14 protein-coding genes are annotated in these 14,268 nt (G+C 62.5%); 1 reads left to right on the forward strand and 13 read right to left on the reverse strand.

The window, feature by feature from the left end; genetic code table 11:
- Positions 1–227: 227 nt before the first annotated feature.
- The 7 genes from Q1W26_RS20935 to Q1W26_RS20965 all read right to left on the reverse strand — a co-directional run bounded on the left by Q1W26_RS20935 (position 228) and on the right by Q1W26_RS20965 (position 4,889).
- On the reverse strand, positions 228–683 hold the full coding sequence (locus Q1W26_RS20935) for a MaoC/PaaZ C-terminal domain-containing protein (RefSeq protein WP_300444692.1): 456 nt from the start codon (positions 681–683) through the stop codon (positions 228–230).
- 18 nt (positions 684–701) lie between these two features.
- The gene (locus tag Q1W26_RS20940; RefSeq protein ID WP_300444695.1) at positions 702–1,763 is read right to left on the reverse strand and encodes an alkene reductase; all 1,062 of its coding nucleotides are present in this window, start codon (positions 1,761–1,763) and stop codon (positions 702–704) included.
- A 14-nt stretch (positions 1,764–1,777) separates the two neighbouring features.
- Positions 1,778–2,545: an SDR family NAD(P)-dependent oxidoreductase gene (locus Q1W26_RS20945; RefSeq protein WP_300444697.1), complete on the reverse strand. Its 768-nt coding sequence runs from the start codon at positions 2,543–2,545 to the stop codon at positions 1,778–1,780.
- A 45-nt stretch (positions 2,546–2,590) separates the two neighbouring features.
- Complete coding sequence (locus Q1W26_RS20950) at positions 2,591–3,286, reverse strand: EthD domain-containing protein (protein ID WP_300444700.1); 696 nt, start codon at positions 3,284–3,286, stop codon at positions 2,591–2,593.
- Complete coding sequence (locus tag Q1W26_RS20955; protein WP_300444704.1) at positions 3,286–3,915, reverse strand: nuclear transport factor 2 family protein; 630 nt, start codon at positions 3,913–3,915, stop codon at positions 3,286–3,288. The genes Q1W26_RS20950 and Q1W26_RS20955 overlap by 1 nt, the downstream gene beginning before the upstream one ends.
- An 11-nt stretch (positions 3,916–3,926) precedes the next feature.
- Positions 3,927–4,661 (reverse strand): 3-oxoacyl-ACP reductase family protein, encoded by a 735-nt coding sequence (locus Q1W26_RS20960; RefSeq protein ID WP_300444707.1) that lies wholly within the window; start codon positions 4,659–4,661, stop codon positions 3,927–3,929.
- Positions 4,662–4,763: 102 nt separating this feature from the next.
- On the reverse strand, positions 4,764–4,889 hold the full coding sequence (locus tag Q1W26_RS20965; protein ID WP_300444709.1) for a hypothetical protein: 126 nt from the start codon (positions 4,887–4,889) through the stop codon (positions 4,764–4,766).
- A 299-nt stretch (positions 4,890–5,188) separates the two neighbouring features.
- Here Q1W26_RS20965 and Q1W26_RS20970 point away from each other — a divergent pair, with 299 nt between their 5' ends.
- Positions 5,189–5,416, forward strand: a complete 228-nt coding sequence (locus Q1W26_RS20970; protein ID WP_300444711.1) for a hypothetical protein — start codon at positions 5,189–5,191, stop codon at positions 5,414–5,416.
- A 40-nt stretch (positions 5,417–5,456) separates the two neighbouring features.
- Here Q1W26_RS20970 and Q1W26_RS20975 read toward each other — a convergent pair whose 3' ends face one another.
- From Q1W26_RS20975 to Q1W26_RS21000, 6 genes are all read right to left on the reverse strand, one after another.
- Positions 5,457–9,041: a DEAD/DEAH box helicase family protein gene (locus Q1W26_RS20975; RefSeq protein ID WP_300444714.1), complete on the reverse strand. Its 3,585-nt coding sequence runs from the start codon at positions 9,039–9,041 to the stop codon at positions 5,457–5,459.
- 34 nt (positions 9,042–9,075) lie between these two features.
- A complete protein-coding gene (locus tag Q1W26_RS20980; RefSeq protein WP_300444716.1) occupies positions 9,076–10,401 on the reverse strand; it encodes a restriction endonuclease subunit S in 1,326 nt (441 codons plus the stop codon).
- On the reverse strand, positions 10,398–10,835 hold the full coding sequence (locus tag Q1W26_RS20985) for a GIY-YIG nuclease family protein (protein ID WP_300444718.1): 438 nt from the start codon (positions 10,833–10,835) through the stop codon (positions 10,398–10,400). The genes Q1W26_RS20980 and Q1W26_RS20985 overlap by 4 nt, the downstream gene beginning before the upstream one ends.
- A 396-nt stretch (positions 10,836–11,231) precedes the next feature.
- Positions 11,232–11,561, reverse strand: coding sequence for an addiction module antidote protein (locus Q1W26_RS20990; RefSeq protein ID WP_300444721.1), 330 nt, complete (start codon positions 11,559–11,561; stop codon positions 11,232–11,234).
- Complete coding sequence (locus tag Q1W26_RS20995) at positions 11,558–11,881, reverse strand: type II toxin-antitoxin system RelE/ParE family toxin (RefSeq protein WP_300444724.1); 324 nt, start codon at positions 11,879–11,881, stop codon at positions 11,558–11,560. The genes Q1W26_RS20990 and Q1W26_RS20995 overlap by 4 nt, the downstream gene beginning before the upstream one ends.
- A gap of 47 nt (positions 11,882–11,928) precedes the next feature.
- Positions 11,929–14,253 carry a class I SAM-dependent DNA methyltransferase gene (locus tag Q1W26_RS21000; RefSeq protein WP_300444727.1) on the reverse strand — a complete coding sequence of 775 codons (2,325 nt, stop codon included), beginning with the start codon at positions 14,251–14,253 and terminating at the stop codon, positions 11,929–11,931.
- Between the last annotated feature and the right edge of the window lie 15 nt (positions 14,254–14,268).

Raw genomic sequence — 14,268 nt, forward strand, 5'->3', positions numbered from 1 at the left:
TCCTTTCTTGGCGAAGCAAGAAAGGAGGTCGCCCGCCGGGGCGAGACCCGGCCAAAGTTACGCCAAACACGGGAAAGCCCGCTGGGCTTGGAAAGCCTGACCTGTCGCGGGGAAAACGCTCTCCACACTTAGCGCGAACATAGCCATGCTTAACGTGCAGTGGCGACTGAAGCCCCCACTGCACAAAATAACAGGCGCACTACTCGGCCCTCGGCCCGGCCCGCCGCTCAGGCCGCTGCCGGGGCGCCGCGCCGCAGCATCACCACCTCGCTGTCAAAACTCACCACCCGTTCGTGTTTCTGGTTGAAGAGTTCGAAGCGTGTCACCAGCACCCCGCGTTCGGGGCGGTGGCTACGGCGCTTTTCCCGGTGCACAACCCTTACGCGCAGTTCGTCGCCGGCAAGGCCCGGGCGATGAAAGCGCAGGTTCTCCCAGCCACGGCTGGCGATGGAGGCGGTCTCCTCGGCGAGGATGCTGTGGCTCAGCCGGATCGTGATGGACAGCAGGTGCACCCCGGCAGCGAAGAGGCAGCCCACCGGGGAGCGCAGCGCCACCGCCTCATCCACATGGGGCGGAAAAGGATCCCACTCGGTGGCGAAAGCCTTGATGTTTTCGGTGGTCAGGGTGTAGCTCGCCGGCGAAAATTCGGGGCAGCACACCGGAATGTCTTCCCAATAGAGCATGCGTGGTCTCCAGCGCAGTCAAACGGCGAGCGGGTAATCGGTGTAACCGGCGGCACCCGCCGAATACAGCGTGCGGCGGTCGAAACCCGACAAGGGAAAACCTTCTTTCAGGCGCCGCACCAAGTCCGGGTTGGCGATGAAATGGCGGGCGAACGAAACCGCGTCACCCTGCCCCGTCTCGATCGCCGCCTCGCTGGCGGGGCCATCGAAGCCGTCGTTGAGGATCAGACGGCCGGCAAAGTGCTCCCGCCCGAGGGCAAAGGCGTCGATATCGGGAAGCGGTGCCCGCATCACATGAAGATAGGCCAGGCCCAGGCCGGCAGCCTGACGGGCCAGCTCCCGGTGGGTTTCGGCCGGGTTGTCGTCGATGATGTCGTTGTAGGTGTTGCCGGGGTTCATGCGCAGCCCGACCCGGCCGGGGCCGATGGCGTCGGCCATGGCCGCCAGGCATTCCACCGGAAAGCGCACCCGGTTGGCCAGGCTGCCGCCGTATGCGTCGCTGCGCTGGTTGCTGCCGGTGGCCATGAACTGCATGGGCAGATAGCCGCTGGTGCAATGGAGTTCCACGCCGTCGAAGCCGGCGGCGATGGCATTGCGGGCGGCCTGGGCGAATTCCTCCACCACCTCACGCACCTCCTGGGTGCTCAGGGCGCGAGGCATGTCGCAGGGCTGCATGCCGGCGCTGTCGGTAAAGATCTCCACCCGGGCCTGCACCGCCGACGGCGCCACGGTTTCGACGCCCTCGGGCTTGACGTGGCGGCTGCCGATGCGGCCCGCGTGCATCAGCTGCAGCACGATGCGGCCGCCGCGGGCATGGACGGCGTCGGTCACCCTTCGCCAGCCGGCGATGTGGGCCGGGGTAAGGATGCCCGGCTGGCGGCAGTAGGCCTGGCCGGCGGCACTGGGCCAGGCCCCTTCCGCAACGATCAGGCCGGCGTCGGCGCGGGCTGCGTAGTAATCGACCATCAATGCGCCGGGGGTGCCGTCGGGCTCGGCGCGGTTGCGGGTCATCGGCGCCATCACGATGCGATTGGCGAGGTGCAGCGCCCCCAGCTGAAGGGGCTCGAAAAGGCGGGCCATGAACATCCCTCCGGTCACAGGGCGGTAACCAGCACGGCGGAGCGGCCACCGTCCACCGGCAGCGCGGCGCCGGTCACGTACGAGGCCTCGTCGCTGGCCAGGAACAGGATGGCGTTGGCCAGCTCGCGGGCCTGACCAACCCGGCCCATCGGAATGAGCTTTTCGGTGCTCGCCTTCGCGGCCGGGTCTTCGAGCATGCCGGCGGTGGCCGGGGTTTCGACGACGGCAGGGATCACCACGTTTACGCGGATGCCGTGGGGGGCGCCTTCCGCGGCAGCTGCGCGGGAGAAGTTGATCACCGCGGCCTTGGCGGCCGAGTAGCCGGCCATCCAGGGCGTGCCCAGGGTGCCGCAGATGGACGACAGGTTGATGATGGCGCCGCCGTTCTCCTTCATCAGCTTCATGGCAGAGCGGGTGCCCCAGAAGGTGCCATCCACCGAGGTGCTGAAATTAGCCTGCCAGTCGGCGCTGCTCATGGTTTCGATGGGGCCCCAGGTGTAGGCCATGGCGTTGTTCACCAGAATGTCCAGGCGGCCGTGGCGGCGGGCGCAGTCTTCCAGGGCGGCGGTGAAGGCGGCTTCGTCGCTCACGTCGGCGACCACGGCTTCGGCCTGGCCACCGGCAGCGCGAATCCGGCCGACCACCTCGTCGAGGGGCTCCTGCCGGCGGCCGCAGATCACCACCCGGGCGCCCTCCTCGGCAAAACGTTCGGCGGTGGCGGCGCCGATGCCGGAGCCTCCACCGGTGATGAAGGCGATCTTGTGTTGCAGACGTGCGGTCATGGGTTGTGCTCCTTGGAGATAGGGCGAATGGGGATGCTGGGGATTTCAGGGGCGGCGGTGGGTGACCCGGGCAAGCAGGGTCACCGAGCGGGCCGGATCGATGCAGGCAGCCACAGCCCGGGGCAGGCGTTCCGGCAGGCCGATGGCGCCAAAGGCACGCACCGCGCTGGCGGGGTCCGGAAACCAGGCTTCGAGGATCAGCGCGTAGTCGTAACCCGGCGGCGGCGTGCCATCCACCCGGTTGACGACCAGCCGCCGGCTGGCGCCGAAGGCCGGGTCGGCGAGCCAGAGCCCGGGGTCGACGGCGGCGAGGGCCCGGTCCAGGTCAGCGTGGTCGTGGCCCGGGCCGAGGCCCAGGAAGGCGGTTACCACGCAGTCGGTGGGCTCGCCGTCCCGCAGCACGGCTTCCTCGGCGATCAGCGTGAAATCGCGAACCCAGGTCGAGAACACCCGGGGCTCGTCGGGCCGCATGACGCGCAGGGTTTCCTCGTCGTTCCAGATGTCGTCCGCGGCTTGGCGATCCCGCAGCACCAGCAGGTTCACCCCGTCGTAATCGGCGGAGGCGCCGGCGAGCCGCGCGGTGTTGTCCAGATCGCGGGAACACTGGCGGACGCTCTTCACCTTGTCCCGCACATTGGTGCAGCCGGCGCCGAGGGCGGAGTGCTCACGCCAGGCCCGGGGAAAATTCACCGGGGCCAGGGCGGGGTTGCGCCGCGCGAGGTAGATCATCTTCCAGCTCATCAGCGCACCCGGATTCTGGGGTCCGACGCGCCCTTCCGGAGAGTCTTCAGAAAGGCCTCCGCGGGCGCGGGCGCGGCCACTTCGGGCAGGGTGTCCTTGTCCGGACGCCCGGCCCAGAAGGCCTGCCACGACGGAAACAGCTCGTGGAAGGTGCCGGCATAGGGCTCCCGGCCCGGCCAGCGCATCTTGCGCTCGCCGATGGGCGGCTTGTTCAGGTCGGTGGCGTACCAATAACAGGGCAGACGGCGGCGGAAGTACCACTGGCCGTCGATACGCGCGTAGTCGTCCCAGTAGAGCATCTGCATGATCACCCACTCGGGGCCGGTCTCGTGCTCGTTCTTGGAATAGACGACGCCCACCGCATGGTCCGGGTCGATGAACTCGATGATGTGCTGGCCCACATGGTGGGAGGTGCCGGTGAATTGTTCGCGCAGGGTCTCGTCCACCCAGGCCTTGAGGGCGGCCCGCCCGGTGCCCTTGCGCCCGACCCGGATGTCCGGCGCGAAGAGGTTCACGTGGGCGTCCAGGTCGCGCATGTCGAGGGACAGGGAATACTTGCCCGCCAGCTGGCGGATGGCCTCGATGGATTCCAGGCGGTCGAGGCGGGCGAGAAGGCTCGTATCGCTCATGGCCGGCCCGCTCACAGGAAGCTCATGCCGCCATTCACGGCCAGGTTCTGGCCGGTGATGAAGCCGGCCTCGTCGCTGGCCAGGAAGACCGCCGCCGCGGCGATCTCCTCCGGTTCGCCCATCCGGCCCAGCGGGATGGCGCGGATCATGGCCTGGGTCCATTCGTCCGGAATGCCGGCCATCATCGGGGTGTTGGTGGGGCCGGGCACGATGGTGTTCACGCGGATGCCACTGGCCGCAAGCTCCCGCGCGGCGCTGCGGGTCAGGCCCATCACGCCGGCCTTGGAGGCGCAGTAGTGGGCCGGGCCTTCACCCGAAAAAGCCGCCGTGCTGGAGACATTGACGATGGCGCCGCGGGCGCCGCACTTTTGCATCAGGCGGGCCCCTTCCCGGCAGCACAGGAAGCTGCCGGTGAGATTGACGCCGATAACCCGGGCCCAGGCCTCGTCGGGGGTGTCCACGAAGGCATCCATCGAGCCGATGCCGGCGCTGTTGATCACCACGTCCACACGGCCGAAACGGGCTTCGACCGCCTGGAAGGCCTCGGCAACCGAGGCGCTGTCGGCCACGTTGCAGCTCACCGCCAGGCCCCGTTCGCCCAGCCCGGCCACGGCCCTTGCGGCGGCTTCGGCGTTGATGTCGGCCGCCACCACACAGGCCCCCTCGGCCGCGAAACGCTGCACGATGGCCAGCCCCATGCCCTGGGCTGCGCCCGTAACGAAAACCACCTTGTCGGAAAACTTCATGCCGGCCTCCACGATCGTGTTGAGTGAATGGGATGGGAGCCCCTGCCCCCGCATGAAATCCATCATCAGGCTCGGGCGCCTTCGGGGCATCGTCCAGGCTGACTAGATGGGCGGGGAGCCGCTGGCAGCGCCCATCAGGTCACGCCCGGCTGCGGAAAGCTTCTGCAATATCCATTCATTGATCCATTCACCCAGGAACTCCGGCTTGTCCTGGTGGTTGCTCGACATGCGTCCCCAGGGCAACCTGGGCAGAGCCCATGCGGCTCGGTACGGGCGGGATCTGGACCTTCCCGAATGCCTCTTCGACTGAACGGCACTCATCCGCCTTGACGGGCAAACCTTCCTTGAGGTGGAACGCTTTGATCGCGTGGGCGGGCTGGATCGCCGGGGCCTGATCTCACTGGCCGCCCTCGACGCAGGGTTTGTCGGCATGGGTGGCCGCCCGTGGCCGGAAATCGCGACCGCCCTTGCCGCTGCCGGACCCGGGGCGCCCTTACCCGATCGCAGCTGCCCATGACATGACGCCCATGGACTTCGCTCCCAGAAGCGGCGGAGGCCTGCCCGACGTCATTCCCGCGCCGAACATCCGCGCCGAGTTTGCACCCGCCGTCTGGCGATCCGCGCAGGCACTGGCACGCGCCTTCGTGGCAAGCGTCATGGAGCCACCCGGCTTCAGCGAGCGCTTCGCCCCGTGCAAGCTGGCATTGGTGCAACACCTGGAGGATGCGGGGGGGCAGCTAGCACGATTGGCGTAGCGTGGAATGGGGATCCGGGAACCTGTGGGAAGGCCCCGGCTTAGCTGGCGGGATTCGACTTTCCCGCAACCAGCAGATCAAACACGATCCGGGCAAAGCCGGCGGCCTTCTTAGGGTCGGCGAGCAACTGCAGCATCTGGTTCTGGTGGGCAGCGCTGCTGTCCATGATGGCGTCGTCGATGGCTTTCGAAAAATCGCCCAGCAGGGCCTGTTCCGGCGAGTTGTTCTCGATCTGCTGCATCACCGTCTGGTTCTCGCCGATCTTGTCGCGGATGGTGTAGGCGTAATTCACCATGTCCTTGGCGGTCAGCTGCTCGGCCACGAAGATCTCGTTCAGGCGGCTGATGATCTGTGACAGGAGTTCTTCCTTCTTGTCCTGAGGCCGCGCCGTACCCAGGCCCTCACCCGGCTCCAGCTTGTATTCGGCGGTGTCCTGCTTGAGCAGCAGATCCTGCTGGCGGATTTTGGCAACGCGGTAATGGCTGAGCACCACGTTGGCGAGGTCCACCTCATCCTCATCCAGAAGGCTTTCGCGCAGCATGGGGCGCAGGTTCCGGGCGTAGAGGCTCAGCTTCTCCAGATCCGTGTCGTCGTAATCGACGATCTGCGACATGAACTCGTAGAAGCGGACAAAGGTGCCCAGGTCTTTCTTGAAGATATCCAGCGCGTCCTTTTCCTTCTGGCAATCCTTCAGGCAGTTCTCGGCATTGGCCATCAGCACGGCATCACCGGTCTTCTTGGTGCGCTCGAACATCATCTTTGCCTGCTTGAAGGCGTCGACCGCCGATTTGTAGCGCTGCTGCCAGCGCTGCACGGCCGGCTTGCAGATGTTGGCAATCGCCGCGCTGCTCTTGTTCTTCACATAGAAAGCCGCGCAAAACTGCTCCACCTCCAGCCAGGTGAAGATGCCCGCCGCGCGCAGCTTGTCGTGCAAGGTGAAGATCAGGTTGGGATTGGAGACATCCGCCAGTTCCGCCGTCTGGTAATAGGGCTGGAAGGCCCCCAGGATATCCTCCGGGGCATTGAAGAAATCGAGCACGAAGGTGCCCGTCTCGGCCTTGTTCGGGTAGGTGCGGTTGAGGCGTGACAGGGTCTGCACGCATTCCACCCCGGCCAGCTTCTTGTCCACGTACATGGCGCACAGCTTGGGTTGGTCAAAGCCGGTCTGGAACTTGTTGGCGACGATCATCACCTGATAGTCGTCGCTATCAAAGGCCTTGCGCATGTCGCGGCCCTTGAGCAAGGGGTTCATGTTGCCCTCGGTGAACTGCTTGCCGATCAACTCTTCGGCATTCGGGTCCCGGTCGCTGAAGGCCACCTCACCCGAGAAAGCCACCATGGCGTGGATCTTCCGGTAGCCCTTGTCCGCAATGTAGGCATCAAAGCACTGCTTGTAGCGCACCGCCTCCTTGCGCGAGCTGGTCACCACCATGGCCTTGGCCTGGCCGTTTAGCAGGCCGAGCACGTTGTCGCGAAAGTGCTCGACGATCAGCTTCACCTTCTGGGCGATGTTGTGGTCGTGCAGGCGCACCCACTGGTTGAGCTTGACCCGGGCCCGCTTGCTGTCCACCTCCTGGTCGGCCTCCTGGATCTTCAACGCCAGTTTGTAGGCCACCTTGTAGTTGGTGTAATTACGCAGCACATCGAGAATGAAGCCCTCCTCGATGGCCTGTCGCATGCTGTAAACGTGAAAAGCCGCGGGCTTGTTGGTGAGCGAAGGGACTTCACCGGGGCGCGGCACGCGGCCAAACATCTCCAGGGTTTTGGCTTTCGGTGTTGCGGTAAAGGCGAAATAGCTCAGATTGCCGGTGCCCCTGGCCGCAGCCGCCGCCATCAAGTCCTGATCGTCCACCGCGTCCTCGTCGCTTGCGCTGTCCTCCATCAGGAGGACTTCCTTCAGCTTCTTTGCAGTCAGCCCTGTCTGCGAGGAATGCGCCTCGTCGGCAATGATTGCGTAGCAACGCGTTTTGAGGCTCGCGCTGTTCTCGATCGCCTTCAACACAAAGGGAAAGGTCTGAATGGTGACGATGATGATCGGCTGGGCGCTCTCGAGCGCGGCGGCGAGCTTTTCCGATTTCGAGCCCTCGCCTTCCTTGTTGTTGATGCGCCCAACGACGCCGTCGGTGTGCTCAAACTGATAGATGGTGTCCTGCAACTGGTCGTCCAGCACCGTGCGGTCGGTGACGACGATCACCGAATGGAACTGTTTGCCGCCGTCGCCCTTGTACAGCGACGACAGCTGGTGCGCCACCCAGGCAATCGAGTTGGACTTGCCCGAGCCGGCGCTGTGCTGGATCAGGTATCTGTGCCCCGGCCCCTCGCGGCGGGCGGCGTCGAGCAATTTGCCCACCACATCCCACTGGTGATAGCGCGGAAAGATCAGGCTTTCTTTTTTGTATTTGCGGCCTTCCCAGTCTTCCTTGTCCTCGATCTGCAAATGCACGAAGCGGGCCAGGATGTTGAGCAGGTTGTCCGGCAGCAGCACCTCGTTCCACAGGTAATCGGTGGCGTAGCGGTTCACATCCATCGGCACGTCGTTGCCGGCGCCGCCCTCCGCCGTGCCCTTGTTGAAGGGCAGAAAATGGGTGTTCGGGCCCTCCAGCCGCGTCGCCATGTGCACCTCGTACTGGCTCACCGCAAAGTGCACCAGCGCGCCGCGCTTGAAAGTCAGCAGCGGCTCGGCCTTCTTCGCGACCGGGTCCACCGGCAGGCGCGTTGTCTTGTACTGACGGATGGCGCGCTCCACGGCCTGCTTGAACTCGGATTTGAGTTCAAGCGTCGCCACCGGCAGGCCATTCACAAACAGCACCAGGTCGATGCGCCAGGCCCTGGCCTTCTCTCCACCGCCGCCATTCCCCCGAAGAGCCTGCCCCCGCGAAGGCCCGGCACGGAAATCCCCCTCTTCGTGCTTCCCGCGAAGGCGGGAATCCTCCTCCTCGTCATTCCCGCGAAGGCGGGAATCCTCCTCGTCATTCCCGCGAAGGCGGGAATCCAGTGGCGCTGAGCTGCCGGCTGGATCCCCGACAAAAGCATTCGGGGATGACGTCTCGGTGTGTGGTGCCTCGGTGTGTGGTGCCTCGGTGTGTGACGTCTCGGTGTGCGGCGTCTCGGTGTGCGGCGTCTCGGTGTGTGACGCCTCGATGGATGACGCTTCGGTAGATGGCGCCTCGACGGCTGGCGAGGCGGGTGTCGCCCACGGGCTATAGACCAGCTCCGGCACCACGCGCAGGCGGTTCTTTGTATAGCGGGCCAGCGTGTCCGGGTTCAAATCGTGTTCAGGCTTGAACTGGCACAGCGACAGCCGCGCATTGCGGTCGCGCAATTCGTGGCGCAGCACGCCCAGGGTGCCAAAGCGGCGGCTGTCGGCATCGGTCGCGTTCGGATCAGCCTTGGCCAGCTGAGCGGCCACCAGTTCGAGAAATTTCTGCTCGCTGTCCTTCGGGTGATTGGCGCAAAAACGCTGCCACTGGGTCGGCTGCGTCTCCTGCACAAAGGCCAGCGCATCCTCCGGGTAGAGCGCCAGCGCCCGGTTGTACCTGTCCGCCGAACCCAGCAGCCAGCCGTGGGCCTGCAGTTGCCGGAGGATGTCGTCCTGGAAGATGCGTTCGCTGGCTTGGTCGCTCATGGCTGGAGTCGGGTTGGTTGGCGGGTGGGAAAAGTCAGGCAGCGGCCGGCTGCCAGTCGCGGACATCGATCTTGCCGGTGACGGCGGCGGAGATCAGGGCTGTGCGGCGTTCTTGCATAGTTTCAATTGCAACAAGAGCCCTTTCCTCAATCTCGGCATACCCGTCAATCAAACGATCGAGATAGGAAACAATTTCTAGCTGCTCAGCCAATGGTGGAAAGACTGCCTGAACGCTTCCGATTCGATCAATATTTAAATTCGCTTGAGTGCTTTGAGTTGAGGTCTGCTCCAAAGCAGGCAAAGCTGCCATCAGGCTGTATCTGAGAAACTCCAAATCGAGATCCTGATACGGTTTAAAACCAACAATACTATCTGGCGCGTAAGCTTCAAAATCCAATATAGCGGTATCACCAATATTTGCCGCAATGGCCATAACCAACGTACCTGCCGGAAACCTCTGACTGACTGCAGCTCCACGTTGGTTGAGGGTTTGCTTGTAATCGAGAATTCTCTTCTCCGCTTGGGCAACATCCCCCGTTTGAATAAATGGGTATATCCCATCATAAAGAGCTGGGTCATTCCTTGGACGATGCCCAAATTTCCCTCTATAGATTCTAGTCGCATAACGGTAGTTCTTGAGTGGCCAATGCGCCGGCACCTCCCCCAGCCATTCCACCCCGGAATCCTTCATCGGGGCGTTGGGGTTGAGGCCTTTGGTCACGGCATGGCTGATGACCGCCTGGCGCTTTTCCTTGAGCAGTTCGATCAGCCGCTGCTGCTTCTCAATCAGCGCGTCAATCTTCGCGGTTTCGTGGTCGAGGAAAGTGGCGATCGCTCTTTGATCGGACAATGGAGGGAAGCCTATTTTGTAAGAGCCCAACTCGTCAGAGGAAAGCTCTAGAAATGTTGTTCCCCGACCAAGCAAATTTAGCTGTGCAGTGCTACTAAGCAAAACATAGAAAAGAAATTTACTCTCAAGGTTTGTATCGGCAACCAGAGACTTACACCCCTGATTAGTACAAAGATCCTGCGCCGCAATTCCTAGCGTACCTATTGGAGCACGTGACGCCAAAACAACCGAACCTCTCGGCACCAAAGTCGTTCCACAAGATTTATAGCCTTCAGCAGTAATACTCCGGCCTCCAGAAACGATATATGGACTTTTTTCTTTTCCGAGATCAGCAGGCGTGATCCATGAAACATCACCGTCCCAAAATTCAGCGGTGTCTGATTTTGGAGTGGCACCATTAAAAATTGAAGTCTTGCGTTTAATCGAAATCACATTCCAATTTTTCGGAATATCCCCCAACCACTCCACCCCCGAATCCCTGTACTCCGGATACGCCTTGTACCGACTCATAGTGCGTCTCCGCTGCCGTCATTCCCGCAATCTTTTGGCGGGAATCCAGAGGTTGTGGCTGGGTCCCCGACAAAATCGCTCGGGGACGACGGGTTGTGCGTAATTGGGATCGACGATTGGGTGCTGCTGTTGAGCGGCGGTACTTCGCCGGTAATTTCCGGCCATAGGTCGAGCCATTGCGGATTGCGTTTTTCTATCAGGCGCAGTTTCCAGTCGCGGTTCCATTTTTTGAGGGCTTTTTCTCGTGAAATTGCACTTTCCATGGTTTCGTGCTGCTCGTACCAGACCAGCGTTTTTACGCCGTATTGTTGGGTAAAGCCTTCGACAACGCCTTCGCGGTGTTGCCAGATGCGCTGGATCAGGTTGGAAGTCACACCGATATAGAGCGTGCCGTTACGCTGGCTGGCGAGGATGTAGACGGCGGGGGCTTTCATTCGTGGAATTCTGGTGCCGTCATCCCCGCGAAGAGCCTGCCCCCGCGAAGGCGTGGGGCGGGAATCCAGCGGGGTTGCAATTGCGTTTGGATCCCCGATAAAAGCATTCGGGGATGACAACGGTGGGGTGCTCGGGGATGACGGTGGTTGGATGCTCGGGGATGACGGTGGTTGGGTGCTCGGGGATGACGGTGGTTGGATGCTCGGGGATGACGGTAGTTGGATGCTCGGGGATGACGGTGGTTGGGTGCTCGGGGATGACGAGTTGATTCAGTGGTTTGTGTCAGCAGTTCTGTCACTGATTGGCACATTTCTCTCAGCACAGCTGAGCGTTTTTTCAAGCCAGCGGAGACGGGCTGAAATTCTCGCACCAGCGGTGCGACTTTCTCTTGCCGGTCACGCATTCGCGTGTTTTTCAGGCTCGACCGAAAGACGAAGACCGACCGTCTTCAAAACGGCCAGCAGTGTTTTCAGGGTTGGGTTGCCTTTGGGGGACAGTGTGCGATAAAGCGATTCCCGGCTGATACCGGCTTCGGCCGCAACCGCCCCCAGACCGCCGTAGGCTTCGGCCACCGTGCGCAAGGCCAGCAGCCCGGCGGCACGGTCATCGGGGTCGTCAAGCGACTCCATCGCCGCTTTCAGGTATACGACGGCCAACTCACGGTCGGCCCGCAGTTCGGCAAGCTCAGCCTCATGGTGAGATACCGCGCCTTTGATCGTGCTCATTCTTGCCTCCGTTTCCATTCAGACCACAGTTCCTTTGCGCGCTTGATGTCGGCCGTCTGGCTTCCTTTGTCACCACCACACAACAAAAGCACTACGGCTTTTCCATGCCGACCGCAATACACGCGGTAGCCAGCACCCACATGTACCCGCAACTCGATCACACCTTCCCCCACCGACTCGCTGTCACCAAAGTTTCCGGCCTGTACTTGCCGCAAGCGAATGCGGATGCGCGCTTGTGCGAGCTTGTCACGCAGGCCGTTCAACCACTCAGTGAAAGGCTCACGTCCGTCATCGCGTTGGTAGCGGAACAGCTCAATCATGACTTTGAGTGTAGCTTAAAAGCTACTAACAAATAAGGATACGGGGCTCATGAATGCACCTCGCGCAGCAGAGCCATGATCTCGGCGCTCACCGCGTCCAGGTCAGCGTCGATCTCTTCGAGCGGGCGCGGCGGCTGGTATTGGTAGAAGTGGCGGTTGAAGGGGATCTCGTAGCCGACGATGCCGATCTCGCCGTCCTTGGCGTCGCACTTGGTGGCGTCGATCCAGGCGTCCGGCACGTGGGGCTGCACTTCCTTGATGAAGTAGGCCTCGACGGTTTCGCTGACCGGACGGCTCGGGTCGAGGGCGATGTTCTCGAAGTCACGCAGGTCGCTGTCGGCCTGGTATTCAACGATGTCCTTGCCAACCGGAAAGAGGCCATGGAGCGGCGCCGGCTTGCCCTTGTGCAGCTTCTTGACGAGCTTTTCGGCGGCCGGGTTCTTCCAGCTCACGGCGTCGGCGATCTGCTTTTTCTCCTTGGCATCGAGGCTGATGCCGGCGTTTTTGCTGGCTGCCTTGAGGGCGTCGTCCCAGGTGTTGAAGTCGTCGCACCGGGCCGTGCCGATCACCTGCTGCAGTTGCCGGGCCTTGAGCAGGATGCGTTTCTGGCCGAGCCAGGTGTCGGCGTCGAGCAGATCCTTGATCTGCTTTTCCTTGAGGTCGGCAAAGTGGCCCTTGAAGTGGACGCGGATTTCGTCGGTGTAGGCGGCAAGCTGGCCGTAATTTTCGCAATCGGGCGCATCGCTCCAGTACGCCTCACCGTATTCGGCGTAGATCCACTGCATGGCGCCATTCAGTGCGCCGGGGGCAAAGCGTAGCGTGGCGATGCGTTCATCGCTGAACTGCCACGAGAGGCGCAGCGGGCGTTCGATGGTGATGCGGCGGTAGCCGAATTGGTGGGCGGCAAAGATCTTGCTGGCGAAGGTTTTGGGCGCCTCGGCCTTGGGGTTGGCGGACTGGCGGCCACGGCCGCTTTTCTGTTCGGCGGGCTTGTCGAGTTGGCGGGCATCGACGACTTCAAAGTTGCCAAAGCAGCGGGTGATGGTGGCGATATCCCCGTCGTCCATCACGTTGCGCTTGCTGCCCAGGGATTTGCGCATCTTGCCGCAGAGGTTCACGCCGTTGATGAGCTGCACCTTGCCCTTGCGCTCGGCAGTCTTCTTGTTGGACAGCACCCACACGTAGGTGGCGATGCCGGTGTTGTAGAACATGTCGGTGGGCAGTGCGACGATGGCTTCGAGCAGGTCGGCCTCCAGGACATAGCGGCGGATTTCCGATTCGCCCGAACCGGCGCCACCGGTGAACAAGGGCGAGCCGTTGAGGATGATGCCGATGCGCGAGCCGCCGTCCTTCACGTCGCGCAGCTTGCTGATGAGGTGTAGCAGAAACAGCAGGGAGCCATCCGACACCCGCGGCAGGCCGGGCCCAAAGCGGCCGTCGTGGCCCTTGAGGGTGTACTCGTTGGTGATGTCACCTTCGATCTTCTTCCAGTCCACGCCGAAGGGCGGGTTGGAGAGCATGTAGTCGAACTTGCTGGCGTAAAGGTGATCGTTGGACAGGGTGTTGCCGAGCTTGATCTGGCTGACATCCTGCCCCTTGATCAGCATGTCGGCCTTGCAGATGGCGTAGCTCTCGGGGTTGAGCTCCTGACCAAAGGCGCGCAGCACGGCTTGCGGGTTGAGTTCATGCACGTATTCCATGCCCGCCGACAGGAAGCCGCCGGTGCCGGCGGTGGGGTCGTAGATGGTGCGGATGATGCCGGGCTTGGTCAGCGCCTCGTCGTCTTCCATGAACACCAGCGAGGTGGTGAGGCGCACGATGTCGCGGGGCGTGAAGTGTTCGCCAGCGGTTTCATTCGAGCTTTCGGCAAAGCGGCGGATCAGCTCTTCGAAGACCAGACCCATCTCGTAGTTGGAAACCGCCTTGGGGCTGATGTCCATGCTGCGAACCTTCTGCACGACCTTGTAGAGCAGATTGGCGTCGTTGAGGAGGCCGATGAATTCGGCAAACTTGAAGTGATCGAAGATCTCGCGGGCATCCTTCGAGAAGCACTGGATGTAACGCTCCAGGTTGGCCTTGATGCCCGCTTCGCCCAGGGTGCCCAGATCCATCTGCGAGGTGTTGAAGAAGCTGAGGCCCTGGGTGGCCCGCAGCAGCAGCTTTTCCTGAGCTTCTTCGGGCAGGTTCAGCTTTTCGACGATGGGAAGCTGCTTGAGCACGGCCTCCTTGCTCGCAGCGAACACGCATTCGAGGCGGCGCAACAGGGTGAAGGGCAGGATGATGCGGCCGTACTGGCTTTGCCTGAAGTCGCCACGCAGCAGATCGGCGAGGGACCAGATGTCGGCGGCGAGGTTGTTGGTTTCTTGAGTCATGAGGATGGCGATGTT

The sequence above is a fragment of the Zoogloea sp. genome (genome assembly GCF_030157465.1).
In the GTDB taxonomy this organism is placed as follows: domain Bacteria; phylum Pseudomonadota; class Gammaproteobacteria; order Burkholderiales; family Rhodocyclaceae; genus Zoogloea.

Excerpts from the sequence above, each read along its gene's own strand:
- Q1W26_RS20935 (WP_300444692.1), bottom strand. The coding sequence starts at position 683 with ATGCTCTATTGGGAAGACATTCCGGTGTGCTGCCCCGAATTTTCGCCG.
- Q1W26_RS20940 (WP_300444695.1), bottom strand. The coding sequence starts at position 1,763 with ATGGCCCGCCTTTTCGAGCCCCTTCAGCTGGGGGCGCTGCACCTCGCC.
- Q1W26_RS20945 (WP_300444697.1), bottom strand. The coding sequence starts at position 2,545 with ATGACCGCACGTCTGCAACACAAGATCGCCTTCATCACCGGTGGAGGC.
- Q1W26_RS20950 (WP_300444700.1), bottom strand. The coding sequence starts at position 3,286 with ATGAGCTGGAAGATGATCTACCTCGCGCGGCGCAACCCCGCCCTGGCC.
- Q1W26_RS20955 (WP_300444704.1), bottom strand. The coding sequence starts at position 3,915 with ATGAGCGATACGAGCCTTCTCGCCCGCCTCGACCGCCTGGAATCCATC.
- Q1W26_RS20960 (WP_300444707.1), bottom strand. The coding sequence starts at position 4,661 with ATGAAGTTTTCCGACAAGGTGGTTTTCGTTACGGGCGCAGCCCAGGGC.
- Q1W26_RS20965 (WP_300444709.1), bottom strand. The coding sequence starts at position 4,889 with ATGTCGAGCAACCACCAGGACAAGCCGGAGTTCCTGGGTGAATGGATC.
- Q1W26_RS20970 (WP_300444711.1), top strand. The coding sequence starts at position 5,189 with ATGGACTTCGCTCCCAGAAGCGGCGGAGGCCTGCCCGACGTCATTCCC.
- Q1W26_RS20975 (WP_300444714.1), bottom strand. The coding sequence starts at position 9,041 with ATGAGCGACCAAGCCAGCGAACGCATCTTCCAGGACGACATCCTCCGG.
- Q1W26_RS20980 (WP_300444716.1), bottom strand. The coding sequence starts at position 10,401 with ATGAGTCGGTACAAGGCGTATCCGGAGTACAGGGATTCGGGGGTGGAG.
- Q1W26_RS20985 (WP_300444718.1), bottom strand. The coding sequence starts at position 10,835 with ATGAAAGCCCCCGCCGTCTACATCCTCGCCAGCCAGCGTAACGGCACG.
- Q1W26_RS20990 (WP_300444721.1), bottom strand. The coding sequence starts at position 11,561 with ATGAGCACGATCAAAGGCGCGGTATCTCACCATGAGGCTGAGCTTGCC.
- Q1W26_RS20995 (WP_300444724.1), bottom strand. The coding sequence starts at position 11,881 with ATGATTGAGCTGTTCCGCTACCAACGCGATGACGGACGTGAGCCTTTC.
- Q1W26_RS21000 (WP_300444727.1), bottom strand. The coding sequence starts at position 14,253 with ATGACTCAAGAAACCAACAACCTCGCCGCCGACATCTGGTCCCTCGCC.